The following is a 24,230-nucleotide window of genomic DNA, read 5'->3' on the forward strand; positions in this document are numbered from 1 at the left end:
GGGGCGCATGGACACGTCTTCTCCCTCCAGCCCGATCCAGTCGCCCGCGCTGAAGCGCCGCGGCCTGATGTTCATCCTCTCCTCGCCCTCGGGCGCGGGCAAGACGACGCTGTCGCGGATGCTCCTTGAACAGGACCCCGAGATCAAGCTCTCGGTCTCGGTCACCACCCGCCCGCCGCGTCCGGGCGAGGTCGACGGGGTGCATTACCATTTCAGGAGCGATGCCGAATTCGACGCGATGGTCGAAGAGGACGATTTCTACGAATGGGCGCATGTGTTCGGCTATCGCTACGGCACGCCCAAGGGGATCATCCGCGCCGCGCTGAAAGAGGGGCAGGATTTCCTCTTCGACATCGACTGGCAGGGCACGCAGCAGCTTTACCAGAAGGACCAGCAGGACGTGGTGCGCGTCTTCATCCTCCCGCCCTCGATCGAGGAACTGCACCGTCGCCTGCGCAGCCGCGCGACCGACAGCGAAGAAGTGATCCAGAGCCGGATGGAACGCGCCCGGGCCGAAATCAGCCACTGGGACGGATATGACTATGTCGTCATCAACGATGACGCGCAGCAATGCTTTGGCAAGGTGCGCGAAATCCTCGATGCCGAACGCATGAAGCGCCAGCGCCAGACCGGGCTCATCCCCTTCGTGCGCGAGTTGATGGCGGGCTGACGCGCTGCCGCGACGGGCGGCCTATTGAATCCGGAACTCCCCGTCGACATGGCGGAATTCGCGCGGGGCCAGGCTATGCTGGTGCGCGATACGGACCGAATGGATCGCCGCCTCGATCTCGCGCCGCCAGTGGTCGAGGAACCGGAACAGGATCGGGTAATCCGGGGCCTCGTCGTAATCCTGCCAGACGAATTGCTGGATCAGCGAGGGATAGTCGGGGAAGAAATAGAAGATCTCGGCCGTGAGCAAGCCTTCGCCCCTGAGCTGTCTCTCGAAATCCCGGTCCGCCATGCGCACTCCTTCGCGTCTGCCTCCTTCTCTCGGGACAGATGCTGGCGCGAAAGCGTTAAGCAGTCAATTCTTGCGAGGCAGGATTATCCACGGACATATTCGTGCGCCGGGATGAGTGCGGGCTTGGCACTCCTTACTCAAGAATGCCAAGCCTGCTCAGGACCCGGCCCGCAAGGGCCGGGCTCCCTCAACCCGCCGGATCGTTGAAGCTCGACGGGAGCGCCGCGTTCACCACCCCGCCATCGACCGTCAGCGTCTCGCCGACGACATAGTCGCCCGCGCGGCTGCACAGGTAGATCGCGGCCGCCGCCATGTCTTCCGGGCTGCCGATGCGCTTTGCCGGGATGACGCTCGCCGAAGCGTCGGGCGCGTTCTTGGCGGCCTTGTTCATTTCGGAGGCGAAGGCCCCCGGCGCGATCGAAGTGACGACGATGTTGTCCTGGATCAGCCGGGCGGCCATGCGCCTCGTCAGCTGGATCACGCCCGCTTTCGAGGCCTGGTAGGCATAGGTCTCCCAAGGATTGATCCGCTGCCCGTCGATCGAGGAGACGTGGATGACCTTCGCCGGATGGTCGCCCTTGCCACCTGCGACCAGCAGGTCGTGGAGCTTCTGCGTCAGGAAGAACGGCGTCTTGACATTGAGGTCCATCGTGCGGTGCCAGCCGGCCTCCGAGAATTCGAGATAGGGCTGCCCCCAGGCTGCGCCCGCATTGTTGATGAGGATGTCGAGCCGCTCTTCGCGGCTTCCCATTTCGGCGGCGAGCGATTCGATCCCGTCCATCTGCGAAAGGTCGGCGGGAATGCCGATCACCTTGCCTTCGCCGAAAGCCTCGTTGAGCTCGGCGATGGTCGCTTCCATCTGTTCCACCTTGCGCGCCGAGATGTAGACCCGCGCCGCGCCCGCCGAAAGCAGGCCTTCGACAAACATCTTGCCGATCCCGCGGCTGCCCCCCGTAACGAGCGCGATGCGCCCATCGAGGCTGAAAAGTTCCTGAATGTTCATTTCAAATCTCCACCGTCATCCCGGCGAAGGCCGGGATCTCGAGCCTGATGCGCTGCACCGGGCCGCTCTGGGCCCCGGCCTGCGCCGGGGTGACGAGGCTGGTCAATACCCGCTCATCTCCGCGACGCGATTGGCGTGGTAATAGGCATCGCCCATGAATTCGGCGAGCGCGCGGTCGCGCTTCATGAACAGGCCGATATCGTATTCATCGGTCATGCCGATCCCGCCGTGCATCTGCACGCCCTCCTGCACGGCAAGCCGCGCGGCCTTGGCGACCTTGGCCTTGGCGACCGATGTCATCATGTCCGCGCTCTCCGCGCCCGCGTCGAGCAGCTGCTGGGTCTTGATCGTGACCGCACGCGCGATCTCGACCTCGGAATAGAGATGCGCGGCGCGGTGCTGCAGTGCTTGGAATTCGCCGATATGCTTGCCGAACTGCTTGCGCTGCTTGAGATAGTCGACCGTCCGGTCCATCGCCCCGCGTGCAACGCCCACGCCTTCTGCCGCAGCCCCGATGCGCCCGGCGCGCAGCATCGCATCGAGCACTTCGCGCCCGCCGTCGACCTCGCCGATCACCGCATCGCCATCGAGTTCGACGCCGTCGAATGTCGTGTGAGTCGCCATCGAGGAATCGACAAGGCGAACTGCGTCGTGGTTCATGCCCTTCGCGTCCCTGGGCACGGCGAACAGGGTGATGCCGTCTGTCTCGCTGTCGGAGCCCGAGGTGCGCGCGGCGACGACGATCATGTCCGCGCTCGCCCCCTGCACGACGAAACTCTTGGAGCCGTTCAAGCGAAAGCCGTTGCCCGATTTTTCCGCGCGGGTCGTGATGCGTTCGGGGCGGTGCTTGGCGGTCTCGTCGATCGCCACGGCAAAGACGCTCTCGCCCGCGACGAGGCCGGGCAGATAGCGTCCCTTGAGATCGTGGGAGCCGTGCTTCAGCGCGCTCGCGGCAACCACCGAAGACGTGAGGAAGGGCGAAGGGGTGAGGTTGCGGCCGATTTCCTCGAGCACGATCCCGGCTTCGACATGGCCCATGCCGAGCCCGCCGTGATCTTCCTCGACGAGGATGCCCGTGAATCCCAGCTCCGCCATCTGCTTCCACAGGCCATGGCCGAAACCGTCCTTGCAATCGCGGTCGCGCCAGTGGCGCAATTGTTTCTGGATATTGCCTTCCTCGGCCATGAAGCTGCCGGCGGTATCGGCCAGCATTGCCTGGTCTTCGTCGTGGTAAAGGGGCATGGCGAGCGGGTTCCTCTCTCTCTTGTCGCTTGTATCGCTGGTGTTCGGATGGTCAGCGGGCCGCTCCCGTATCGCCGGAAGCGGCCCGCTCGTCATTCGTGGCTGGCCGGATCAGCCGCCCGGCAGTTCGAGGATGCGCTTGGACACCACGTTGAGCATGATTTCCGACGTGCCGCCCTCGATCGAATTCGCCTTGGTGCGCAGCCAGTTCCGCGCCGGCTTGCCGCCGCCGGTGTCCTCGCTTTCCCATTCGAGGCTGCGCGAACCGCCCGCGGCCATCATCAGTTCGTGGCGGCGCTTGTTCAGCTCGGTCCCGGCATATTTCATCATGTTGGGCTGGGCGGGATGCGCCCGGCCCGCCTTCGCCTCGTCGAGGAACTTCTCGCCCATCGCCGAATAGGCCAGCGCATCGACGTCGAACATGGCGAGCTCGGCGCGCAGCACGGGGTCGAGCTCGTCCCCGGTCTTCGCCGCGTGGCGCTTCATCGCCGCGCCGATCGCTGCGGTCCGGTCGCCGCCGCCCGCGCCGGAAATCATCTCGCGCTCATGGCCGAGCAGATATTTCGCAACGTCCCAGCCGCGATTGATCTCGCCCACTTGCGCAGGGATATCCTCGCCATAGGACTTGGGCACTTTCACGTCCTCGAGGAAAGTCTCGCAGAAGGGGGAAGCACCGCTGATCAGCTTGATCGGCTTGGTCGACACGCCCTCGCTCGCCATGTCGATGAGCATGAAGGTGATGCCCTGATACTTGTTCGCCTTGTCGGTGCGCACAAGGCAGAAGATCCAGTCGGCCTGGTCGGCATAGGAGGTCCACACCTTCTGCCCGTTGACGACCCAGTGACCGCCCCCTTCGGAATCGGAAACGTCCTCGCCATAGGTCTGCAAGGAGACGAGGTCCGATCCCGAACCGGGCTCGGAATAACCCTGGCACCAGCGGATTTCGCCGCGCGCGATTTCGTTGAGAAAGCGCTGCTTCTGGCCTTCCGTGCCGAAATGCAGCAGCGCGGGGCCGAGCATCCAGATGCCGAAGGAGGAGAGCGGCGGGCGCGCGTCGATGCGGGCCATTTCCTCGCGCAGGACCTTGGCTTGCGGAGCGGAAAGCCCCGCGCCGCCATATTCTGTGGGCCATGCGGGCACGGTGTAGCCCTTTTCGACGCAGGCTTCGAACCATGCCTTCTGCGCATCGTTCTTGAAAGTGGCGTTGCGGCCACCCCAGTAGACGTCGTCCTCGTCGCGCACGGGCTCGCGCATTTCGGCCGGACAGTTCGCCTCGAGCCAGGCGCGTGTCTCCATGCGGAATTGTTCCAGATCGCTCATGATCGGACTCCTCTCAACTGTTCGTAAGCTCCCACTTGACCTTTACGTTAGCGTGATTTTCGCGCGCGCCGCAAGCGCTCTCGTCCTGCGGAACGGGCGTCGGTGCGGAGGGGCCGGGATGCCGTAACGTCAAGCTTTCATGCCACCGGCGCGATTGACGAAGGCGGCCGGGAAGGCCACTCTCCGGGACGAGAGAGATGGAGAGGACCGTAGGGATGATCGCGATTTCCGGATTCGCCGGAGGCGCAGCGTCACGCTGCCCACGGACGCGGCAGGCATGAGCTTCGTGAAGGGCAAGCTGCCGCTCGACCTGCGGTTCTTCAACGGGCTCGGCGCGGTTGCTTTCGGGGTGAAGGACGGCGGCTTCCTCTATTTCCTGCTGCCCTTCTACAATCTCGTGCTGGGCGTCGATGCGTGGCTCGTCTCGCTCGCGCTTGCCACCGCGCTGGTGATCGACGCTTTCGTCGACCCGCTGATCGGGCACTTGTCCGACCGCACCTATACCCGCTGGGGCAGGCGGCTGCCGTGGCTTTACATCGCGCCGATCCCGCTTGCGCTGATGTGGACCCTGTTGTGGTCGCCGCCCTTTGCCGGCACGCCCAGCTTCTGGGAGATCGTCGCGCTCGCCGTCGGGGTGCGGCTGCTGCTGTCGGCCTGCGAGGTTCCCTCGGTCAGCCTCGTGCCGGAAATCACCGACGACTATGTCGCGCGCACCACGCTGTTCCGGTTCCGATTCCTGTTCGGCTGGGTCGGCGGGCTGACGATGATGCTGCTCACCTTCGCGGTCTTCCTGCCGACCGAGGCCGCGCGGATGCAGCCCGAAGGCTATGCGACCTACGGCATCGTCGGGGCGATCGTCATCGCCGCTTCGGTGATCGGTTCGGCCGCCGGGCAGCACCGCTATGTCGCGCAGCGCCCCGCCCAGCCGCCCGGGCGCTTCTCGCTGTCCGATGCCTTCGGCGAGATCGTCGACGCCTTCCGCGAGCACGCCTTCGTCATCTTCGCGCTGGGCGGCCTTGCGACCTATGTCAGCCACGGAGTGACCCTGTCGATCACGATCTACGTGACGCAATATGTCTGGCAGTTCTCCGAACGCGCCTTCGTCGTCTATCCGCTGGTGCTGGGGCTTTCGGTGGTCTTCATGTTCCTCCTCGCAGGGCCGCTCCACCGCCGGTTCGGCAAGCAGATGACCGCCGCCTTCGGCGCGCTCGCCGCGCTCGGCATCATGGGCATACCGTACACGCTCTTCCTTGTCGGGATGTGGCCGCAGACGGGCGGAACCGCTTCGACCATCGGCTTCATGACCTTCATGGTGCTGGCCAACACGGCAGGGGTCATTTCGAGCATTTCGGCGACCTCGATGGTGGCCGAGATCGTCGAGGCCTTCGAGGAACGCACCGGCAAGCGGGCCGAGGCGACCTTCTATTCGGGCAACTGGCTGGTCCAGAAATGCGCCACCGGCGGCGGCATCATGCTGAGCGGGCTGATCGTGTCGATGATCGGGCTGGAGCCGGGCACGCCGCAGGCCGAGGTGAGCCCATCGGTCTCCGCCTGGCTCGCCATCCTCTACATCCTCGTCACCGGGGTGCTGGCCGTTTTCGCGGCCTTCTGGCTCGCCCGATTCCCGATCACGCAGGAACAGCACGAAGCCCGCGTCGCCGCCCGCCACGCGCGCATTGCGGCGGGCGAACCCGACCCCCTCGCCGCCGAGCCGCGCGCGGCGAGCAAGGCCGCCGGGGCTCCGGCCAAAGAGCATCCCCAGACCGGGTGACGCGCGCACCCCCTCGCAAATAGGAGCTTGGCGCTGGCATTTGCCTCTGCCACGGTCACTCACGAGAGATTCGATTGCAAATCAGGACGAGAGAGGAACTCCCCCATGGATTTCGAACCCACCGAACGCCAGGTCTATTGGCGCGACCGCGTGCGCGGTTTCATCGAACAGCACATCCGCCCCAACGTTCCGGTCTATGACGAACAGGACCGCGAAGGCGATCGCTGGAAAGTCTTGCCCATCGTCGAGGAGATGAAGGCCAAGGCGAAGGAGCAGGGCCTGTGGAACCTGTTCATGCCGCCGCGCAATGACAGCCATCACCATGTCGACGACAGCTTCGAATTCGAAGGTCCGGGCCTCACCAATCTCGAATATGCGCTCTGCGCCGAGGAAATGGGCCGCATCGGCTGGGCGAGCGAAGTGTTCAACTGCTCCGCGCCCGACACCGGCAACATGGAAGTGTTCCACCGCTACGGCACGCGCGAGCAGAAGGAGCAGTGGCTGGGACCGCTGATGAACGGCGAGATCCGTTCGGCCTTCCTGATGACCGAGCCTTACACCGCCTCTTCCGATGCGACCAATATCGAGACCCGGATCGAGCGGCAAGGCGACGAATACGTTATCAACGGGCGCAAGTGGTGGTCTTCGGGCCTCGGCGATCCGCGCTGCAAGGTCGCGATCGTCATGGGCAAGACCGATTTCGAGGCCCAACGCCACGCCCAGCAATCGATGATCCTGATGCCGATCGACTCGCCCGGCGTGAACATTCTGCGCCACCTGCCGGTCTTCGGCTATGACGATGCCCCCCACGGCCACATGGAAGTCGAGATGAAGGACGTGCGCGTTCCGGCCTCGGCGATCCTGCTGGGCGAAGGGCGCGGCTTCGAAATCGCGCAGGGCCGCCTCGGCCCGGGCCGCATCCACCACTGCATGCGCACCATCGGCGTTGCCGAGGAAGCTCTGGAGAAGATGTGCAAGCGCCTGCAGGAACGCGAAGCCTTCGGCAAGCCGATCTACAAGCATTCGGTCTGGGAAGAGCGGGTCGCGCGCGCCCGCATCGACATCGACATGACGCGCCTGCTCTGCCTGAAAGCCGCGGACATGATGGACAAGGTCGGCAACAAGGCGGCGAAGCAGGAAATCGCGATGATCAAGGTGCAGGCGCCGATGATGGCGCTGCGGATCATCGACGACGCGATCCAGGCCCACGGCGGCGGGGGCGTTTCGGAGGATTACGGCCTCGCGCGGGCCTATGCCAACCAGCGCACCCTGCGCCTTGCCGACGGGCCGGACGAGGTCCACGCCCGCTCCATCGCGCGCATGGAATTCGGCAAGCACGCGCCGCAGGAAGGCCCCAGTGCCAACGCCCTGCGTTCCGGCCCGGCGCCCGCCAATGACAGCGACACGCTGAGCTCGGGCGACATGGGGGTCGCGCGCTGACAGGCCTTCGCCTGTTGGGAGGTTCGTTCACATAAGTCATGCAGGGGGCCGCCTTCAAAGGGGTCCCCTGCCCTTCCCCAGCGCCTCATCCCCTGTAGGAAAAGCGCTCGGGAAACCCCAATTCCAGACGGAGAGGAAAATCCATGGCCAAGGCCGCCATCCTTGAAAAGCCGGGCGAAGGGCTCGTCATCGGCGATGTCGAATATGCCGATCCCGCCCCGCACGAAGTCCTGATCGACACCAAGGCCTGCGGGCTGTGCCATTCCGACCTCCATTTCATCGACGGCGCCTACCCCCACCCGCTGCCCTGCATTCCGGGGCACGAGGCGGCGGGCGTGGTCCGCGCGGTCGGCTCCGAAGTGAAAACGGTGAAGCCGGGCGATCATGTCGTCTCGTGCCTGTCCGCCTTCTGCGGGCATTGCGAATTCTGCGTGACCGGCCGCATGGCGCTGTGCCTCGGCGGGGACACGCGCCGGCCCAAGGGTGGTGAGCCGCGGATGAGGCGTGCCAAGGGATCAGGGGCGGGTGACGAGACCGTCAACCAGATGCTCAACCTGTCCGCCCTGTCGGAGCAGATGCTGATCCACGAACACGCCTGCGTTTCGATCGACAAGGACATGCCCTTCGACCGCGCCGCCGTCATCGGCTGCGCGGTGACGACCGGCGCGGGGACGATCTTCAACGCGGTATCGCTCACGCCGGGTGAAACCGTGGCCGTGATCGGCTGCGGCGGGGTCGGCCTTGCCGCGATCAACGCCGCCAAAATCGCGGGCGCATCGAAAATCATCGCCGCCGACCCGCTGCCCGAAAAGCGCCAGTTGGCCGAGGTGCTCGGCGCGACCCACAGCGTCGATGCGCTGGCCGATGACGCCGCGAAACAGATCATCGCAATTTCCGGCGGCGGGGTCGATTACGGGATCGAGGCGGTCGGACGCCAGGCCGCCGCCGATCTCGCCGTCGCCTCGCTCAAGCGCGGGGGGACCGCCGTGATCCTCGGCATGATGCCGCTCGATTGCAAGGTCGGCCTGTCGGCGATGGACCTGCTCGGCGGCAAGAAGCTGATGGGCGCGATCATGGGGATGAACCATTTCCCGGTCGACCTGCCGCGGCTGGTCGATTTCTACATGCGCGGGCTTCTGGACCTCGACACGATCATCGCCGAGCGCATTGCGCTCGACGAGGTCAACGAAGGTTTCGACAAGCTGCGCGGCGGCCATGCGGCGCGCAGCGTGGTCGTGTTCGACTGAGGACGAAACAATGACAGACGCACCCCAGATCGATTTCGACAAGGAAATGGTGGGCACGGTTCCAGTGCCCGAGGCGGACCGGCTCGATCTCGACACCCTGACCGCGTGGTTCGAGGCGAATGTCGATGGATTCGAAGGACCGATCAGCTACACCAAGTTCAAGGGCGGCCAGTCGAACCCGACCTACAAGATCGAAACGCCGGGCGCGAAATACGTGTTGCGCCGCCAGCCTTTCGGCAAGCTGCTGCCATCCGCGCACGCGGTCGACCGCGAATACACCGCCATGACCGGGCTTTACCCGACCGGCTTTCCCGTCCCGCGCACCTATGGCCTGTGCGAGGACCCCGAGGTCATCGGCTCCAAGTTCTTCGTCATGTCCATGGCCGACGGGCGAAGCCTGTGGAACGGCGCGCTGCCGGGCTGCACGCGCGAGGAGCGGCGCGGCATCTACAACGCGCTGATCGACACCATGGCCGACCTCCACCTCAACGATCCCGGCGCGATCGGCCTCGGCGACTACGGCAAGCCGACCGATTACTGCGCGCGCCAGATCGCGCGTTGGTCGAAGCAGTACAAGCTGTCCGAAACCGAACACATGCCCCAGATGGAGCGGCTGATCGAATGGCTGCCCGAAACGATCCCGCCGCAGCATGAATCCAGCGTGGTTCACGGCGATTACCGGCTCGACAACGTGATCTTTCACAAGACCGAGGACCGGATCATCGCCGTGCTCGACTGGGAATTGTCGACGCTGGGCGATCCGATCGCGGATTTCAGCTATCTCATGCTCAACTGGCACAACCCGGCGGACGGGCGCGCGGGGCTGCTCGGGCTCGATCTGGAAGAGCTCGGCATTCCTTCGCAGGAAGAGGCCGTGGAACGCTATGTTGCGCGCACCGGATACCCCGTGCCGCCGATGGACTGGTATTTCGCCTACAATCTCTTCCGCCTCGCCGGGATCATGCAGGGGATCAAGAAACGGGTGATCGACGGGACCGCTTCCAGCGCCCATGCGAAGCAGATGAGCGAGCGGGTGCAGCCGCTGGTCGAACGCGCGCACGAATTCGCGCTCAAGGCCGGCATGCCGCAATAGGCGCAGGAAGGGGCGCGGCCGCCCCTGGCCAGCCGCTCGCCCTTCTGCCGCGATTTGTCATGGCGCGAGTCCCTGCCGGGGCCATCGCGTAACTGATGTGGCGCGCGCAGGGGTTCGAGCCGCGCTCAGAACCCGGCGGTAACGCTTACCAATGCGCCCATGTCGGCGGGCGCATCGGCGAAATGGCCCGGCTGGCGGCGGTAATAGACGCTTGTCGAGAGGCTCCCCCAGGCGCGCGCGCCCCATGGGCCATGGCCCAATGCGAAGGGCCTCGACCATGCAAGCTCCCCCATCACCTCGCGCCCCTGCGGGGCGAGCGAAACCGAACGGCGGGCCATGACGGCGCTTTCGCTCGCATAATCCCATGCCACCGGCAGGTCGAAATCGAGCGTGCCGCCCTCGACCCGGAGCGGCTGGCTGAACCTCAGGCCGAGCCGGTCCGAGGGCCCAAGCACGCCCGCTTTCGTGAGGTCGAGCGACCAGCCCTGCGTGAGAAGATGCGAGCCTTCGCCCACGGCATCGCCGCCGCGCGGGCGCGTGATCCCGCCGCGGACCGCCCCGGCGATCGTCCAGCCGGGGGCGATCCGCGCGGCGAGCGCCCCGTCGAGAAACAGGCTGTCAGCCCCGGAAATCGTAAAGGCGCGGTGGAAATGCGCGCCGAGCAGGGTTTCCTCCTCGACCAGCCACGATGCGCCCAGCCGCGCCTCGACATCACCGACAGCGCGATCGACGGCGAGCGATAGGGTGGTCGTCCCGCGATGTTCGGCAAGGCCGAAAATCGTCTCCTCGGCGCGGCGGTGTTCGGCGAGCCATGCGCGGCCGCGCTGCGCCGAAAGCGTCACGCCCCACTCACCGAAACCGCGCCGCGCGGCGAGGGCAAGATCGCTGCTGCCGGTGAAGCCTTCGTCGAGACCCGCCTCGGGCGCGATGCGGAAAGCGGCGCGCGGGGCGCCCTTCGCGCTATCCGTCCCGGCGCGTTGCAATTGCCGGGAAAGGGTGCGCGCGCCCATGCCGAACGCGAAACCGGCCTGCAAGTCCGGTGCGATCCGGCCCGCAACGCGCGCGGCGAGGACACGCGGGCCTGCCGCCTCCTCGGGCGCGAGGCGCAATTCGCCGGGCCATTGCAGGCCCGCGGCGCGTGTGGTTTCGCCGGTCGTCAGCGCGAGCGACAGCGACTCGCCCCCGGCCGCGCGGGTGAAGCCGGGCCTTTCCACCGCGCCGGACAGGCGCTGCACCTGCGCCGCGCCGCGCGCGCGGCGGCCGAGCGAATGGCGATAGGCGCGATCGTAACGGTCGAGCACGACCGTCTCGAGCCCGGACGCGCCGAGGGCCGCCAGGGCATCGCCCATCGCCGCCGAGCCGACTGCGAAATCCTCCCCCAGCGCAAGGGCGATGCCGCTGCCCGCCAGCCGGGTCGTGCCCTGCGGCGCGAAAGCGGCGGCGATATCGAGTATGCCGCGCCCGTAAATCGCATCGACCCCGCCGGCCCCCGCGTCGCGCGCCGTGGTGAGCAGGATTTCCGCGATCTCGTCGCCCGAAAGGTTCGGGAAAGCCTGCCCCAGCAGCGCGACCGCGCCCGCGACCTGGGGTGCTGCGAAGCTGGTGCCGGAAAACAGCGTCACGAACTGCTCCCCGTCGATCGTCTCGATGAACAGCCGGCCCGCGTCATAGACGCAGCAGATCGCCTCCCCCTGCGCGGCGAGGAAGCTGTCGGCGAAAGAGCCCGCGCGATTGCTGAAAGTGGAAATCGTGCCGCTGTCGTCGACCGAGCCGACGATGATGACGTTGTCTCCGCCCGCATCGCGGAGCGCCCGCGCGAAGGGGTCGGGCTCGAACGGGTCGATGTCGGGGTCCGATCCATCCCCCGAATTGCCGGCCGCGACCACGATCACGAGGCCCGCATCGGAAGCGCGGCGGACGGAATCGAACAGATCGCCCGTAATCCCGCCCCCGCCGAGGGAAAGGTTCACCACCCGCGCGCCCGTCGCCACGGCGGCATCGATCCCGCGCGCGATGTCTCGGTCGAGAAAGCGGCACGAGAGCGTCGGATCGGCCGGCGTGTCGCCCGCGCAGGAGCCCGGCTGGTCGGCGCGCAGGGCGAGCACCTGGGCATCGAAGGCGATGCCCAGCACGCCCTCGCCATCGCGCGCGGCGGCGGCGACGGTGGCGACATTGGTGCCGTGATCATCCTCCGGATCGATGTCGCGGCCGCCTGCGACATCGCGCGAATCGGGGTGGACGCGGCCGGCGAATTCGGGGCTGTCGGAATCGAGCCCCGAATCGACCACCGCGATGATCTCTCCCGCCCCGGTGAAACCGTCGCGCCAGGCGGTATCGGCGCCGTGAAAGCCCGGCCCGTCGGAGCGCCGGAATTCGGCCGTGTCGAAATCGGTCGCAGGCGGCGGGGGCGGAGGAGGAGGTGGCGGCGGGGGCGGCGGAGGCGGAGGAGGAGGAGGAGGAGGGGTCGGCGGCGGAGTGGAAACGACCCCCCCGCCTCCGCCGCCACCACCGCCGCCGCATGCCGCAAGCGCGGCGCAGGCGAGCGCGGCGACAAGCGCCCTGCCCGTGTTCTTCGCCGGCGTTCCGGACGCTGCGATCCGGTGCCAGCGCACCGGCGCAGCGGGATCGGGCGCGGGGGCGTGAGCTGGCACCGGCCGAGGTTTAGTGGGCGGGCGCGCGCGACCATCCATCCCGGACGCGCGGGACGGCCGGGCGGAACGCACGCAGGCTCTCGGGCTTGGATCGGTCCTGTCTGTCACACGAACGGTCATGGAAAGTCCCTTCTAACCGCCCAGCCCCGGCTGCCAAGGCAGAGCGCGCCTCTTACCAGTCGGCGCTCGCCGCGTCGTTCGCCTTTGCCGCCGAAGCGGTGGTTTTCCCGGACCCTGCCCGCTTGCCGGCCGGGCGCGCAAGACGCTTGCCGAGCCTCGCCCGCCCCGCTAGCAGCCCTGCCGGGTCCGCGCGCGAAACCGCGCCAGCGCGCCCGCAGCCAGCAGGAGGATCGAGGCCCATGACCGACACTCTCATCGCGCAGATCGAGAAAGCGTGGGAAAACCGCGCCGACATCCTGCCCGACAGCGAGATCCGCGGCGCGGTCGGCGACGCGCTCGAAATGCTCGACAGCGGCACGGCCCGCGTCGCCGAGCCCGATGGCGAAGGCGGCTGGCGCGTCAACCAGTGGCTCAAGAAGGCGGTGCTGCTGTCCTTCCGCCTGACCGATAACCGGGTGATGGAAGGCGGTTCGGCGGGGGCGGCGGCGTTCGACAAGGTATCCAACAAGTTCGGCGGTTGGGGCGAAAGCCGCTTCCGCGAAGCGAGCTTTCGCGTCGTGCCCGGCGCGGTCGCGCGGCGCGGCAGCTATATCGGCAGGGGCGTCGTTCTGATGCCGAGCTTCGTCAATATCGGCGCCTATGTCGATGAAGGCACCATGATCGACACCTGGGCGACGGTCGGCTCCTGCGCGCAGATCGGGAAGAACGTTCACATATCCGGCGGCGCGGGGATCGGCGGGGTGCTCGAACCGCTGCAGGCAGACCCCGTCATCATCGGCGACGGGGCTTTCATCGGCGCGCGCAGCGAAGTCGCCGAAGGCGTGCGGGTGGGCGAAGGCGCGGTGCTTTCGATGGGGGTCTACCTTGGCGCCTCGACGAAAATAGTGAACCGCGAAACGGGCGAGATCCATCGCGGCGAAGTCCCGCCCTATGCGGTTGTCGTCCCCGGCTCGTTGCCCGGAAAAGCCCTGCCCGACGGCAGCCCCGGCCCGTCGCTCTACTGCGCGGTGATCGTCAAGACGGTGGACGCGCAGACCCGCGCCAAGACCGGCATCAACGAACTGCTGCGCGACTGACCGCGCCCGCAGCACCGGGCCTTTGCCCGGCCGGCCCCCGTGCGTCTCGGAACGGGCCAGCGGCGCTCCCGTTGATCTGGTAAGACATTCACCCAAGGGAGGGCAGGCCCATGGCCGAGACAGACCAGAACAACGAACAAGCCGTCCATATCGAGGACGACGCCGCCCGCGCGGGCGAGACATCCGGACGCGCGCGCTGGATCCTGATCATTTCGACCCTGATCGCGATCGTCGCGATGAGCATCGCCTGGATCGTCCCCGCCCTGCAGCAGGACGACGTCGAAAGCGCCGAACTCGCCAGCGAGCGAGTCGAGGAGATGCGCGAGGAGGGAACACCCGAAAGCGAGATCCCGGCCGTCCCGACGACGCAGCCCAGCGCCCCGGAATCGAGGGTCGGGGAACCGATCACCGAATAGGGCGCGCAGCCTTCCCCGTCATTCTTTCGGCCCGTCACTTTTTCGGCCCGTCACTCTTTCGGAATAAGCGTCTCGATCGGCGGCTCGCCGCGCAGGCGGGCGGCGTATCGTTCCGCCTCGCGCATGACGCGCAGCGCGTTGCGGCTGGCGATCATCTCCAATTCGGCCTGGCCATAGCCGCGGCGGGCGAGCTCGGCGAAAAGCGCGGGATAGCCGGTCACGTCCTCGAACCCTTCCGGCCCGCTCGGCATGCCGTCGAAATCCCCGCCGATCCCGATCGATTCGATCCCTGCAACCTCGCGGATATGATCGATATGGTCGGCCATGTGCCCGATGGTCGTCGCGGGTTCGGGATTGGCCGCGTCCCATTGCGCCATTGCCGCCGTTACCTTGTCGGGCTGACCCTGCAAAAGCGATTCCTGCCGCGCCTGCTCGGCCTCGCGGTTTGCGAACCACTGGCGGCGTTCCTCGTTCAGATAGCCCGGCAGAGCGACGACCATGACGATGCCCCCGTTATAGGGCAGGCGCCGCAGCACGCTGTCGGGGACGTTGCGCGCATGGCCATTGACCGCGCGCGCGCCCGAATGGCTGAAGATCACCGGGGCCCGCGCCACGTCGAGCGCGTCCACCATCGCCTCCTCGCTGACATGGGAAAGGTCGACCAGCATCCCCAGCCGGTTCATCTCGCGCACCACGTCGCGGCCGAAATCCGACAGCCCGCCATGCTCGGGATCGTCGGTCGCGCTGTCGGCCCAGGGCGTATTGGCATTGTGCGTGAGCGTCATGTAGCGCGCGCCAAGGGCATGCATCTGCCTGAGCACGGCAAGGCTCGAGCCGATCGAATGGCCGCCCTCCATGCCGATCAGCGAGGCGATCCGCCCGGCGCGAAAGGCGTTTTCGACATCGTCCGCGCTTTGCGCGAAGGCAAGCGCGTCATAGGCATCGATCAGCCGCTTCGTCACGTCGATCTGTTCGAGCGTCATCTGCACCGCCTGCGGCTCGGTGAGCGAGGCGGGGACATAGACCGACCAGAACTGCGCGCCGACCTTGCCCTCAGCAAGACGCTTGAGATCGGTGTGCATCGCGCGCCCCTCGGGGTGAGTCTCGCCGGTCGCGCTTGTGTCGGTGAAATCGAAATCGGCCAGTTGGTTGTCGAACCGCGCGCGCAGCTGGATCGGCAGGTCGTTGTGCCCGTCGAAGACCGGCGCGATCTCGAGCGCGGCATTAGCGGTATCGACGGCCGGGTCGAACACGGTCTCCGCCCGCTCCGCCTCCGGCCCGGTGGTGCGCGGTTCGGCCGTCTCCTGCGCGGTGGCCGGCAGGGCGGCGCTCCCTGCGAGGAGCGCGGCGACAAGCGGGACTGCAATCGAACGGGCGGCGGCGGCGTGTTGCGTCATGACGGGCTCTCCCTTTAAGGGCTGCGCCGAAAGGAACTCCCGATGACGCAGGCCGGATCCGCGAACACGAATAGCGCCGAAGCGCTGATCGAACAATTACGGCTCGAGCCCCACCCCGAAGGCGGCTGGTATCGCGAGACCTGGCGCGCGGGCGTGCAACCCGGGACCGACGGCACGCGGGCGGCGGGGACGGCGATCGTCTTCCTGCTCAAGGCGGGCGAATCGTCGCACTGGCACAGGGTCGATGCCGAGGAGCTGTGGATCTGGCAGGCAGGCGATCCGCTCGAGCTGCGCCTGGCCGAAAATGACTATGCCGATGCGACAAGCCTGCGGCTCGGCGCGGATGTCGCGGGCGGCGAAACGCCGCAGGGGCTGGTCCCGACCGGGCATTGGCAGGCGACCCGGCCGCTTACGCCCCGGCAGGGCGCGCATGGCTGGTCTCTGGTGTCGTGCGTGGTCGTGCCGGGCTTCGATTTCGCCGGTTTCGAACTGGCCCCGCCGGACTGGGAACCGGGAGACGGCGCGCCCGGACAGGCATGACCGCCCGCGCGGCGATCATGGCGCTGCTCGCCGAGCGCGGGCCCGGCAGGACGATCTGCCCGAGCGAGGCGGCCAAAAGGCTCGCCGGGCCGGATGGCGACTGGCGCAGCCTCATGGGCGACGTCCACGCGAGCGTCGATGCGCTCCTCGGCGAGGGCGAAATCGCGCTCTCGTGGAAAGGCGCAAGGCTCGGCCGGCGGCGCGGAGCCTATCGCATCGCACGCCGCCGGCCTGAGAGGACCTAGCGATCAGCTGAGGTGCTTGGACACCGCCGCCGTCATCTTGAACATGGAAATCTGGTCGTTGCCGATTACCGCGCCGAGCTTGGCATCGGGATTGATCTGGCGCTTGTCCTTCGCATCCTGGAGGTTGTTCGCCTTGATATATTCCCAGACCTTGGAGGTGACTTCGGCGCGGGTCATCGGACCCTTGCCCACCACCGCCTCGAGATCTCCCGAAAGCTGCACCGGTTTCTGAAGCGCATTATTGCCAGCCATTATCCTTCTCCCATTCTTGGCAGGTTCATCAAAAATCCTCGTCGGCCAGCCCGTCATCCTCGGGCGTGCCGGTAAACGGCGCGTGCAGGAGGGCGCAGGCGGTCACCTGTCCCTCGATCGCCTTGACAATATCCTCGCGCGTTGCGCCGGGCATGGTGGTCAGCGGCAATTCGGTGGCGAAGGCCTGAAACACGTAATGCCGCGTCACGCCCAGCGGCGGGTTCGGCAGCAGCCATTCCGAATTGCCTTTCGCGTTCTTGCCCGCGCGCGGCGGGGTCTCGCCTTCCAGCAGCTTGCCCTTCTGGCCCGGCAGGCCCCAGACCAGCCAGTGACATTGCGGCTCGGCCGCCTCGCTCGAGGCGTCCTCGGCGATAATCACGATTTCCTGCGCCCCGGGCGGCGGCGCGCTCCATTCGAGCGGGGGGGCGACGGCATCCTCTTCCTTGGCGGTGAAGCAGGGGTCGAGTTCCTCCCCGGCGGCAAAGGCCGGGCTGGAGAGGGCGAAGCCGCCTTTCGCCAGTTTGCGCTCGTCACCCAGCCGCGCGATGGCGAGGCCGGGATGGCGCGCGCCGGCGGGCAGTTTCGCGGCGATCCATTGGGGTAGCTCGGTCATGACTCGGTCGCTTTCATTCCTGTGTGCTAGTGCCGTTACCGGGAGGATACGAGACGTGCGAGCGCTCTTTTGCCCCGGTTTCTTGCGAAAAACCCGCCGCGAGGCGGTCTTCGCGGGGGTGTCGGCGGCGACAATCCGCACCGCGCGCACCCCGGTGACTTGCCCAGGCGGCCCCGCCATTGCATGAAAGCGCGCGGAGACGCCCGGATCCGGGCGAGGTCCCTAACGCATCTACAGGCCAATTCGGAGTCGCCCTTTCATGAAAACCGGTCGCACCGCGCTTTCCGCCACGCTCGCGCTCGCACTCGTCGCATGCGGCGGGGGCGGCGGATCGAATCCTCCACCCACCTCCGGCGGTCCGACCCCCGCGCCAACGCCGACCCCGACCCCGACACCGACCCCCACGCCCACCAGCGCGGCCTGTTCGACGGCCGCGCAGATCGATTACGCCGATCGCGTCCTCGATGACTGGTATCTTTTCCCCGACCTGCTCGACAACACGGTGAACCCGGCCGATTTCAACGACGTGCAGGCCTTTCTCGATGCCCGCGTCGCCCCGGCGCGCGCGCAGGACATCGATCGCGGTTTTACCTTCGCGACCTCGATCGAGGAAGAGAACGAGCTCATCAATTCGGGCTCCAGTGCGGGCTTCGGCATCCGCCTGGCCTATGACACGACAAACAACCGGGTCTTCCTGCTCGAAGCATACGAGAACGGCAACGGTTTCGCCGCCGGGATGGATCGCGGGACCGAACTGCTCGCGATCGGCACGACCTCCGCGAACCTCCAGCTCGTCAGCACGCTGATGGCATCCGGCGGCCCGCAGGCGGTGGTCAACGCGCTCGGCCCGTCCGATCCCGGCCTTGCGCGGGTGCTGCGCTTCCGCACGGCCGAAAACACCGTGATCGAACAGAGCGTGACCAAGACCGAATTCTCGCTCGATCCGATCTCCGATCGGTATGGCGTGCGGATCATCCAGGACGGTGGCAAGAAGGTCGGTTATCTCAACCTGCGCACGTTCATCATACGCGACGCGGAAGAGCAACTGGAGGACGCCTTCGACCGGTTCCGCGGCGAAGGCGTAACCGAACTCATCGTCGATTTCCGCTATAATGGCGGCGGGCTTGTCGAAGTGGCCGATACGCTCGGCGACCTGCTTGGCCGGAACAATGTGGGCGAGGTGTGGAGCCGCACCGTGCTCCGCCCCTCGCGTTCGGACGAGGAAGAGACGGAGCTGTTCGAATTCGAGGAGGAAGCGATTGCTCCCACCCGGATCGCTTTCATCGGGCGCGGCGCGACCGCCTCGGCGAGCGAGCTCGTCATCAATTCGATGGTCCCCTATCTCGGCAACAATGTCGCGCTGATCGGGGCAAATACCTTCGGCAAGCCGGTCGGCCAGTTCGGCTTCGATCTGACCGACTGCGACCTGCGCGTGCGCGCGGTGACGTTCCAGACCGTCAATGCCGATGACGAGGGCGAGTATTTCTCCGGCCTCGCCAGCACCATGCCCAATACCTGCGCCGCCGTGGACGACATTTTCCAGCCGCTCGGCGATCCGGCCGAGGATTCGGTCGCGACCGCGCTCGATTTCCTCGCCGGGCGGACCTGCGACCCGATCGGCGCGGCGCCCGATCGCGGGATTGCCGGGGCGAACGCGGAGAGCCAGCGCGCAATGGTCACGCTGGGCGATACGCGGCGCATGCTCCAGCCGCGCCGCCCCAATGCGGCGCAATTCGAGATACCGGGCCTGTTCTAGGATTTCCCGCGCGCGCGGCCGCCATCGCACCGCTCGCAGCGGGCGATGGCGGCCTCGATGACGGTGTCGGCGCTCGCGGGCTTGGAGATGAGATCGGCATCGAGCCGGCGGATCGTCTCGTCGTGGCGATCGAGATCGCCCGAATGGAGCAGGAAGGGAATGCCGCGCCGTTCAAGCTCCTCGGCCACCGGAAGGCAGGTCTCCTGCCCTGCGAGCGACACGTCGAGCACCGCCACGTCGATCTGTGCCACCGCTGCGAGCCGTTCGAGCGCCGCACCGCAACTGGAGGCGCAAACTGCGGCGCAGCCATGGTCCTCGGCCGCGAATTCGAGGTCCATCAGGATGATCGGTTCGTCTTCGAGCAGCAGGATCGTGCAAAGGCCGGCCATCAGATGGCGCGGGCGGGGACGGTGATCGTCGCGGTCAGCCCGCTTTCCTTCCATTCGCGCTCGATCCGGCCGCGCGCGGTCGTGAGCATACGGTCGACGATCGCAGTACCGGTCCCGGCCTCGATCCGCGCCGGGTTAACCGGCGGGCCGCCGCTTTCCTCCCAGCGAATGACCAGCGTCGCATCCTCGCCGCCGGTTTCCCAGGCGACGCGCACCCTACCGTCGGGCACGGTCCACGCGCCGTGCTTCATCGCATTGGCGGCCATTTCGTGCAGGATCATGCCGACGATCGAGATAATCGCGAAAGGCGTGGCAGCGTTCTCGCCCTCGAGCGCCAGCCGCCCGCCTCCCTGGTCGTAAGGCGCGAGGACCGCGCGGATCGCGCTGCCAATCTCGATATTGCCCGAAGACGCATCGTCGAGCGTGGTTTCATAAGCCCGGCCCAGTGCCTGTATGCGGGCATTGATCTCCGCCGCTTCGTCCTGGATGCCGCGCATCCGCCCGGTCACGTTGACGATGCCGGAGATCACCGCGAACATGTTCTTCATCCGGTGCGACAGTTCGCGGGCCATTTCCCTGGCATGCTTCTCCTCCGCCCGCGCGGCGCGCACGTCGGAGACATCCCACTGGCTGCCGAAGAAATAGACCAGCTCCCCTGCATCGTTGTAGATCGGGCCGAGATGGAGCGCGTTCCAGAAGGTCGTGCCGTTCTTGCGGTAATTGAGCAGTTCGACGACCACGACGTCCTCGTTCGCGATCGCCTCGCGGATGCGCGCGACCGGTTCGGGATCGGTCTTGGGCCCCTGCAGGAAACGGCAATTGCGCCCGACGATCTCTTCCTCGGAATAGCCCGTCAGCTGGCGGAAGGCGCGGTTGGCGAAGACGATCGGGTGGTCGGGCGTATGCGGGTCCGACAGGCAGATCGCCATGCGGGTCTGGGCCATGGCCTGTTCGAACAGGACCCCCGATGCGCCGGAAAAGCGGTCGCTCGTCGACCCGGAGCGGAATCGTTCGGGCGCGTCGTCGAACCGCATCGAGGCCTGGTTGCTCAGGCTGGGTTCGTTCTGGTCGTCATTGCTCACGTCTGTTTCATCCCACAGCCTCGTCCGGAGCCCGGCGGCAGGCATGGCACGGGCACGAACATAGGTTACACTTTTTCAATTCGGATTCCGCCTTATGGTTCCGAAAGCAGTTCAAGTGCCTGATTACCCGAGCTTTTTCTTGCGAGCCCTTCGCAAGATGGGCGGGCGCGTCACGGCGAGGGCGGCACCGTGTCATAGGCCGGGATGTCGCCCAGCGGGGTCCATGCCTGCTTGCTCTTCGTCCAGCAATGGAAGGCGGGGGCAAGCTCAGAGGTGTCGTCGAGCGTCCCGGCCTTGACGAAAGCCAGCCCCGGCGGGTGGTCGAGCCGCGAGAACAGGGCCGAGCCGCAGGTGTCGCAGAACTGGCGGCGCACACGCCCGCCGCTCTCGCCCGTGTCGTCATAGGTCCGCACCGCGCCCTCGACCAGCAGCGCGTCCTCGCGCACGCCGACAATGATCGAAAGCGCGCTTCCGGCCTGGCGCTGGCAGTTCTTGCAATGGCACACCACGCACATCAGCGGCTCGCCCGCGATGCGGTAGCGCACTTTGCCGCACAGGCATCCCCCTGTCCGATCGGTTCCGTTCATGCCATCTCCCCTTTCATTGCCCCGTGAACCTAGGAATCGCTTTCGCGCGACAGCAGCAAAGCGAGCAGGCCGACTGCGAACAGGCCGTTGACCACCACCGCGCCCGCCACCACCAACGACCCTTCGGAGCCGAAGCCCAGCGGCGCGAACAGGGCGGCAGTCCCGACCTTGGCGATAAGGCCGGACCAGAGCACCGGGGCGAACCGCTCGGGATCGCGCGCCGCCTGGACATAGACAATCGCGAAGGCGAACACGAACAGCCCGATCAGCCGCGCATCGAGGTTCGACACGGGAGAGAGCATGCCGATCAGCCCGACGACGAAATTGAACGAAGCGACGAGCCACAGGAAAATCCGCCAGCCCTGCCCGACCGGCCGCCGCCCGATCGGCGCTCCGAGCCGGCCTTCGCTCATGCCGCGCCCGGCCCTTCGCGGCCCTGGCTGTCGGTAAAGGCGCAGCCTTTGAGGTCGCGCCCGCCAATCTCGGCGGTGGCGGTGAAGGGATAGGTGAAATCGCTCATCCCATCGCGGCATTCGCCCGGCGTGATCGTCACCGTCACAGGGTCGCCGCCCTCGAGCGTGCCGGTGAAGCCGAGGCCGTTATTCCCGGCGAAGCGCGCAATGGCGAAACGCTCGCCGTCGATGTTTTCGGGCGTGGAATAGGCCGCCGCGCCTTTCGACTGGTCGATCGTCATCGCCCAGAACGGTTCGGTTCCGCTGACTTCGATGACCTCGCCTTCGCCGATGCCGGAAAAGGGCTCGGTATCGCGGCTGATACCGTCCCCGCCCTCGGCCGAACAGGCGGCGAGGGCCGACAATGCGGCGATGGCGGTCAGCGGATAACGAGCGGCGTGCATCGGGTCCTTCTTCTTCTTGGCGGCCCCGGTCTAATCGCTCGCAGGCCCATATGCAAAAGGCGGACCCTGCCGGGCCCGCCTTTCCACACAATTGGCGATGAACCGATGCTTATTCGGGCATCAGCACCGTGTCGATGACGTGGATCACGCCGTTCGACGCTTCGACATCGGTCGCGGTAACGGTCGCGGTGTTGCCGGCCGCATCGGTGATCATCACCTGTCCGTCGACGAGAGTCGCGGTGAAGGTGCCGCCACCGACCGTCTCGACCTCGAGGCCCTCTTCGCCCGCATCCTCGATCGCGCTGGTCACGGCGGCCGCGTCCATCGCGCCTTCGACGACGTGATAGGTGAGGATCGACTTGAGCTTGTCGGTCTCTTCGGTGGTCAGTGTCTCGACCGTGCCGTCGGGCAGCTTGCCGAAAGCGTCATCGGTCGGTGCGAAGACGGTGAAGGGCCCTTCGCCCGAAAGCGTCTCGCCCAGTTCTGCCGCGCCAACGGCGGCGACGAGCGTGGTGAAGCTGCCGTCGCCCTCGGCCACTTCGGGGATGGTGCCCGGCGCGGTCGCCTCTTCGGCCATGGCGGTTTCATCGGCCATCATTTCGTCGGTTTCGGCCGCCTCTTCGGCGCAGGCGGCGAGGCCGAGTGCCATGGCGGAGGCGAGCGTGATCTTGAGCATTTTCATTGGGAAAGCTCCTTGAATTGCAGTCATGAATGCGCGGTTTCGGCGCGCGGCGAGCGGACGGGCCGGCGCATCTCCAGCCCCCCTCACCGCGCCAATGCACGAAGCGGGCGAGACGTTCCACCTTTTCGCCACAATTTCTCCGCCGCTCCCACCGCCAACGAGCCGCAAGAAAAGCCGCGACAGGAACCGCGCGGGCCGCGCGCAGTTGGCAGCGGCATGGACTGGACTCCGACCCGCGAGCGCGCGCTCGACCGTCTCGCCCGTTTCCTGCCGCGTGCGGGCGGCAAATATGCCGAAAGCCGCGGCTATGACGATGGCCCGGTGGGCACGTCGCCGGGCGAAGGCGGCCGTGCCAATGTCTCGCAATTGTCGCCCTGGCTCCATGCCGGCCTGATCGGCGAGACCGAAGTGCTCGAAGCGACGCTGCGCCAGCACAGCCCGCGCGAGGCGCAGAGTTTCATCTCCGAAGTCTTCTGGCGGGTCTATTTCAAGGGCTGGCTCGAACAGCGGCCGAGCGTGTGGGAGAGCTTCCGCGAAACACGCGCGGCAGCCTTTGCCCGGATGGAAGGCAATGCCGGGCTGCGCACCGCCTACCAGGAGGCGACCGGGGGTTCCACCGGCATCGCCGCCTTCGACACATGGGCGCGCGAACTGGTCGAGCACGGCTATCTCCACAACCATGCGCGGATGTGGTTCGCGAGCATCTGGATCTTCTCCCTGAAGCTCGACTGGGAACTGGGCGCGGATTTCTTCCTGCGTCACCTGCGCGATGGCGATGCGGCGTCGAACACGCTGTCCTGGCGCTGGGTCGGCGGGCTGCACACGGCGGGCAAGACCTATCTTGCCCGCGCCGACAACATCGCGCGCTATACCGCGCACCGCCCGTCCGGACCGCTCGCGGCCGACGGCCTCGCCGACGAGGCGGAGCCGCTGACCGAGGCACGCGAACATGGTAGGCAGCCGCTCGATCTGCCCGGCCCCATCGCGCCCGAGGCGCTGGCCGAGCCCTATGCGCTTCTCCTCCACGACGAGGCGGCACACCACATCCCGCTTGCCCTGCCAGCAGCGCCTTCGCTCGTCATCGGCGCGGCCCGCCCCGAACTGCGTTCGCCGCACGAGGTCGGCGGCCCCGCAGCGCAATTCGCACGTGGGGCCGTGGCGAGCGGCATGGAGGATGCCGGACGCGCCTTCGAATGCGAAGGCGCATGGTGGGAAGCGGACGGCGATCTCGGCGCGATACTCGACCGGGCCGGGATCGAACGAGTCGCCTGTCCCTACCTGCCGACCGGCTGGACGCGCGATGCGCTGATGCCGCAGCTCGCCCCGCTCGCCGACGATGGCCGCATCGTCTGGCTGCTGGGCGATCTTGCCCGATCGACCTGGCCCCATGCGCGTGCGGGCTTCTTCCGGGTGAAAAAGCAGATCGAGCCGATCCTCGGCGAACTCGGCATCACCGGGGCGAACCCGCCCGCGGACCTGCCGGGATAGCGG

25 protein-coding genes are annotated in these 24,230 nt (G+C 66.9%); 11 read left to right on the plus strand and 14 right to left on the minus strand.

Features of this window, described 5'->3' with window-relative positions:
* Window positions 1-7: 7 nt before the first annotated feature.
* Window positions 8-670, plus strand: a complete 663-nt coding sequence (gmk, locus tag RIB52_RS01360) for a guanylate kinase (RefSeq protein ID WP_350172140.1) — start codon at window positions 8-10, stop codon at window positions 668-670.
* 21 nt (window positions 671-691) lie between these two features.
* On the opposite strand, the gene RIB52_RS01365 is transcribed toward gmk, so the two are convergent.
* The 4 genes from RIB52_RS01365 to RIB52_RS01380 all read right to left on the minus strand — a co-directional run bounded on the left by RIB52_RS01365 (window position 692) and on the right by RIB52_RS01380 (window position 4,526).
* Entirely contained in the window at window positions 692-961 is a 270-nt protein-coding gene (locus RIB52_RS01365; RefSeq protein ID WP_350172142.1) for an usg protein, read from the minus strand.
* A gap of 187 nt (window positions 962-1,148) precedes the next feature.
* The gene (locus RIB52_RS01370; RefSeq protein WP_350172144.1) at window positions 1,149-1,964 is read right to left on the minus strand and encodes an SDR family oxidoreductase; all 816 of its coding nucleotides are present in this window, start codon (window positions 1,962-1,964) and stop codon (window positions 1,149-1,151) included.
* Window positions 1,965-2,066: 102 nt separating this feature from the next.
* Window positions 2,067-3,206 (minus strand): acyl-CoA dehydrogenase family protein, encoded by a 1,140-nt coding sequence (locus RIB52_RS01375; protein WP_350172146.1) that lies wholly within the window; start codon window positions 3,204-3,206, stop codon window positions 2,067-2,069.
* A gap of 111 nt (window positions 3,207-3,317) precedes the next feature.
* Entirely contained in the window at window positions 3,318-4,526 is a 1,209-nt protein-coding gene (locus tag RIB52_RS01380; protein ID WP_350172148.1) for an acyl-CoA dehydrogenase family protein, read from the minus strand.
* Between the two features lie 277 nt (window positions 4,527-4,803).
* On the opposite strand from RIB52_RS01380, the gene RIB52_RS01385 reads away from it, so the two are divergent.
* The 4 genes from RIB52_RS01385 to RIB52_RS01400 all read left to right on the plus strand — a co-directional run bounded on the left by RIB52_RS01385 (window position 4,804) and on the right by RIB52_RS01400 (window position 10,077).
* Window positions 4,804-6,297: an MFS transporter gene (locus RIB52_RS01385; protein WP_350172150.1), complete on the plus strand. Its 1,494-nt coding sequence runs from the start codon at window positions 4,804-4,806 to the stop codon at window positions 6,295-6,297.
* A gap of 105 nt (window positions 6,298-6,402) precedes the next feature.
* The gene (locus RIB52_RS01390; RefSeq protein WP_350172152.1) at window positions 6,403-7,737 is read left to right on the plus strand and encodes an acyl-CoA dehydrogenase family protein; all 1,335 of its coding nucleotides are present in this window, start codon (window positions 6,403-6,405) and stop codon (window positions 7,735-7,737) included.
* Window positions 7,738-7,880: 143 nt separating this feature from the next.
* Window positions 7,881-8,984 (plus strand): Zn-dependent alcohol dehydrogenase, encoded by a 1,104-nt coding sequence (locus RIB52_RS01395; protein ID WP_350172154.1) that lies wholly within the window; start codon window positions 7,881-7,883, stop codon window positions 8,982-8,984.
* A 10-nt stretch (window positions 8,985-8,994) separates the two neighbouring features.
* Window positions 8,995-10,077 (plus strand): phosphotransferase family protein, encoded by a 1,083-nt coding sequence (locus RIB52_RS01400; RefSeq protein WP_350172156.1) that lies wholly within the window; start codon window positions 8,995-8,997, stop codon window positions 10,075-10,077.
* 125 nt (window positions 10,078-10,202) lie between these two features.
* Here RIB52_RS01400 and RIB52_RS01405 read toward each other — a convergent pair whose 3' ends face one another.
* Complete coding sequence (locus RIB52_RS01405; RefSeq protein WP_350172158.1) at window positions 10,203-12,728, minus strand: S8 family peptidase; 2,526 nt, start codon at window positions 12,726-12,728, stop codon at window positions 10,203-10,205.
* 359 nt (window positions 12,729-13,087) lie between these two features.
* Between RIB52_RS01405 and dapD the strand changes: the two genes are divergently transcribed.
* Together dapD and RIB52_RS01415 are read left to right on the plus strand one after the other, a co-directional pair.
* Window positions 13,088-13,924: a 2,3,4,5-tetrahydropyridine-2,6-dicarboxylate N-succinyltransferase gene (gene dapD, locus RIB52_RS01410; RefSeq protein ID WP_350172160.1), complete on the plus strand. Its 837-nt coding sequence runs from the start codon at window positions 13,088-13,090 to the stop codon at window positions 13,922-13,924.
* Window positions 13,925-14,034: 110 nt separating this feature from the next.
* On the plus strand, window positions 14,035-14,340 hold the full coding sequence (locus RIB52_RS01415; protein ID WP_350172162.1) for a hypothetical protein: 306 nt from the start codon (window positions 14,035-14,037) through the stop codon (window positions 14,338-14,340).
* A gap of 50 nt (window positions 14,341-14,390) precedes the next feature.
* Here the strand turns inward: RIB52_RS01415 and RIB52_RS01420 are convergent, their stop codons facing one another.
* Entirely contained in the window at window positions 14,391-15,737 is a 1,347-nt protein-coding gene (locus tag RIB52_RS01420; RefSeq protein WP_350172164.1) for a dipeptidase, read from the minus strand.
* 42 nt (window positions 15,738-15,779) lie between these two features.
* On the opposite strand from RIB52_RS01420, the gene RIB52_RS01425 reads away from it, so the two are divergent.
* On the plus strand, window positions 15,780-16,277 hold the full coding sequence (locus tag RIB52_RS01425; protein WP_350172166.1) for a cupin domain-containing protein: 498 nt from the start codon (window positions 15,780-15,782) through the stop codon (window positions 16,275-16,277).
* Window positions 16,274-16,522 carry a DUF3253 domain-containing protein gene (locus RIB52_RS01430; protein ID WP_350172168.1) on the plus strand — a complete coding sequence of 83 codons (249 nt, stop codon included), beginning with the start codon at window positions 16,274-16,276 and terminating at the stop codon, window positions 16,520-16,522. The genes RIB52_RS01425 and RIB52_RS01430 overlap by 4 nt, the downstream gene beginning before the upstream one ends.
* Window positions 16,523-16,525: 3 nt before the next feature.
* Here the strand turns inward: RIB52_RS01430 and RIB52_RS01435 are convergent, their stop codons facing one another.
* On the minus strand, window positions 16,526-16,774 hold the full coding sequence (locus RIB52_RS01435) for an SWIB/MDM2 domain-containing protein (RefSeq protein ID WP_350172170.1): 249 nt from the start codon (window positions 16,772-16,774) through the stop codon (window positions 16,526-16,528).
* Between the two features lie 28 nt (window positions 16,775-16,802).
* Window positions 16,803-17,387 (minus strand): YbhB/YbcL family Raf kinase inhibitor-like protein, encoded by a 585-nt coding sequence (locus RIB52_RS01440; RefSeq protein ID WP_350172172.1) that lies wholly within the window; start codon window positions 17,385-17,387, stop codon window positions 16,803-16,805.
* Between the two features lie 259 nt (window positions 17,388-17,646).
* On the opposite strand from RIB52_RS01440, the gene RIB52_RS01445 reads away from it, so the two are divergent.
* Window positions 17,647-19,143 (plus strand): S41 family peptidase, encoded by a 1,497-nt coding sequence (locus RIB52_RS01445; protein ID WP_350172174.1) that lies wholly within the window; start codon window positions 17,647-17,649, stop codon window positions 19,141-19,143.
* On the opposite strand, the gene RIB52_RS01450 is transcribed toward RIB52_RS01445, so the two are convergent.
* The 6 genes from RIB52_RS01450 to RIB52_RS01475 form a co-directional block, all read right to left on the minus strand.
* Entirely contained in the window at window positions 19,140-19,532 is a 393-nt protein-coding gene (locus RIB52_RS01450) for a response regulator (protein ID WP_350172176.1), read from the minus strand. The genes RIB52_RS01445 and RIB52_RS01450 overlap by 4 nt on opposite strands.
* Window positions 19,532-20,614, minus strand: coding sequence for a PAS domain-containing protein (locus RIB52_RS01455; protein ID WP_350172178.1), 1,083 nt, complete (start codon window positions 20,612-20,614; stop codon window positions 19,532-19,534). Before RIB52_RS01455 ends, RIB52_RS01450 begins: the two co-directional genes overlap by 1 nt.
* A gap of 170 nt (window positions 20,615-20,784) precedes the next feature.
* Complete coding sequence (locus RIB52_RS01460) at window positions 20,785-21,201, minus strand: GFA family protein (RefSeq protein ID WP_350172180.1); 417 nt, start codon at window positions 21,199-21,201, stop codon at window positions 20,785-20,787.
* Window positions 21,202-21,230: 29 nt separating this feature from the next.
* The gene (locus RIB52_RS01465; RefSeq protein ID WP_350172182.1) at window positions 21,231-21,614 is read right to left on the minus strand and encodes a hypothetical protein; all 384 of its coding nucleotides are present in this window, start codon (window positions 21,612-21,614) and stop codon (window positions 21,231-21,233) included.
* Window positions 21,611-22,057, minus strand: a complete 447-nt coding sequence (locus RIB52_RS01470; protein ID WP_350172184.1) for a COG3650 family protein — start codon at window positions 22,055-22,057, stop codon at window positions 21,611-21,613. The genes RIB52_RS01465 and RIB52_RS01470 overlap by 4 nt, the downstream gene beginning before the upstream one ends.
* Window positions 22,058-22,166: 109 nt before the next feature.
* A complete protein-coding gene (locus tag RIB52_RS01475) occupies window positions 22,167-22,739 on the minus strand; it encodes a fasciclin domain-containing protein (protein ID WP_350172186.1) in 573 nt (190 codons plus the stop codon).
* 216 nt (window positions 22,740-22,955) lie between these two features.
* On the opposite strand from RIB52_RS01475, the gene RIB52_RS01480 reads away from it, so the two are divergent.
* Window positions 22,956-24,227, plus strand: coding sequence for an FAD-binding domain-containing protein (locus RIB52_RS01480; protein ID WP_350172188.1), 1,272 nt, complete (start codon window positions 22,956-22,958; stop codon window positions 24,225-24,227).
* Window positions 24,228-24,230 lie beyond the last annotated feature (3 nt).

Origin of the sequence: Erythrobacter sp., assembly GCF_040217515.1 — a bacterium.
Classification (GTDB): Bacteria; Pseudomonadota; Alphaproteobacteria; order Sphingomonadales; family Sphingomonadaceae; genus Erythrobacter.

Coding starts and splice junctions, on each gene's coding strand:
- RIB52_RS01415 (WP_350172162.1), top strand. CDS start 14,035: ATGGCCGAGACAGACCAGAACAACGAACAAGCCGTCCATATCGAGGAC.
- RIB52_RS01440 (WP_350172172.1), bottom strand. CDS start 17,387: ATGACCGAGCTACCCCAATGGATCGCCGCGAAACTGCCCGCCGGCGCG.
- RIB52_RS01380 (WP_350172148.1), bottom strand. CDS start 4,526: ATGAGCGATCTGGAACAATTCCGCATGGAGACACGCGCCTGGCTCGAG.
- RIB52_RS01375 (WP_350172146.1), bottom strand. CDS start 3,206: ATGCCCCTTTACCACGACGAAGACCAGGCAATGCTGGCCGATACCGCC.
- RIB52_RS01370 (WP_350172144.1), bottom strand. CDS start 1,964: ATGAACATTCAGGAACTTTTCAGCCTCGATGGGCGCATCGCGCTCGTT.
- gmk (WP_350172140.1), top strand. CDS start 8: ATGGACACGTCTTCTCCCTCCAGCCCGATCCAGTCGCCCGCGCTGAAG.
- RIB52_RS01390 (WP_350172152.1), top strand. CDS start 6,403: ATGGATTTCGAACCCACCGAACGCCAGGTCTATTGGCGCGACCGCGTG.
- RIB52_RS01395 (WP_350172154.1), top strand. CDS start 7,881: ATGGCCAAGGCCGCCATCCTTGAAAAGCCGGGCGAAGGGCTCGTCATC.
- RIB52_RS01420 (WP_350172164.1), bottom strand. CDS start 15,737: ATGACGCAACACGCCGCCGCCGCCCGTTCGATTGCAGTCCCGCTTGTC.
- RIB52_RS01435 (WP_350172170.1), bottom strand. CDS start 16,774: ATGGCTGGCAATAATGCGCTTCAGAAACCGGTGCAGCTTTCGGGAGAT.
- RIB52_RS01450 (WP_350172176.1), bottom strand. CDS start 19,532: ATGGCCGGCCTTTGCACGATCCTGCTGCTCGAAGACGAACCGATCATC.
- RIB52_RS01425 (WP_350172166.1), top strand. CDS start 15,780: ATGACGCAGGCCGGATCCGCGAACACGAATAGCGCCGAAGCGCTGATC.
- RIB52_RS01365 (WP_350172142.1), bottom strand. CDS start 961: ATGGCGGACCGGGATTTCGAGAGACAGCTCAGGGGCGAAGGCTTGCTC.
- dapD (WP_350172160.1), top strand. CDS start 13,088: ATGACCGACACTCTCATCGCGCAGATCGAGAAAGCGTGGGAAAACCGC.
- RIB52_RS01480 (WP_350172188.1), top strand. CDS start 22,956: ATGGACTGGACTCCGACCCGCGAGCGCGCGCTCGACCGTCTCGCCCGT.
- RIB52_RS01475 (WP_350172186.1), bottom strand. CDS start 22,739: ATGAAAATGCTCAAGATCACGCTCGCCTCCGCCATGGCACTCGGCCTC.
- RIB52_RS01470 (WP_350172184.1), bottom strand. CDS start 22,057: ATGCACGCCGCTCGTTATCCGCTGACCGCCATCGCCGCATTGTCGGCC.
- RIB52_RS01465 (WP_350172182.1), bottom strand. CDS start 21,614: ATGAGCGAAGGCCGGCTCGGAGCGCCGATCGGGCGGCGGCCGGTCGGG.
- RIB52_RS01445 (WP_350172174.1), top strand. CDS start 17,647: ATGAAAACCGGTCGCACCGCGCTTTCCGCCACGCTCGCGCTCGCACTC.
- RIB52_RS01430 (WP_350172168.1), top strand. CDS start 16,274: ATGACCGCCCGCGCGGCGATCATGGCGCTGCTCGCCGAGCGCGGGCCC.
- RIB52_RS01460 (WP_350172180.1), bottom strand. CDS start 21,201: ATGAACGGAACCGATCGGACAGGGGGATGCCTGTGCGGCAAAGTGCGC.
- RIB52_RS01400 (WP_350172156.1), top strand. CDS start 8,995: ATGACAGACGCACCCCAGATCGATTTCGACAAGGAAATGGTGGGCACG.
- RIB52_RS01385 (WP_350172150.1), top strand. CDS start 4,804: ATGAGCTTCGTGAAGGGCAAGCTGCCGCTCGACCTGCGGTTCTTCAAC.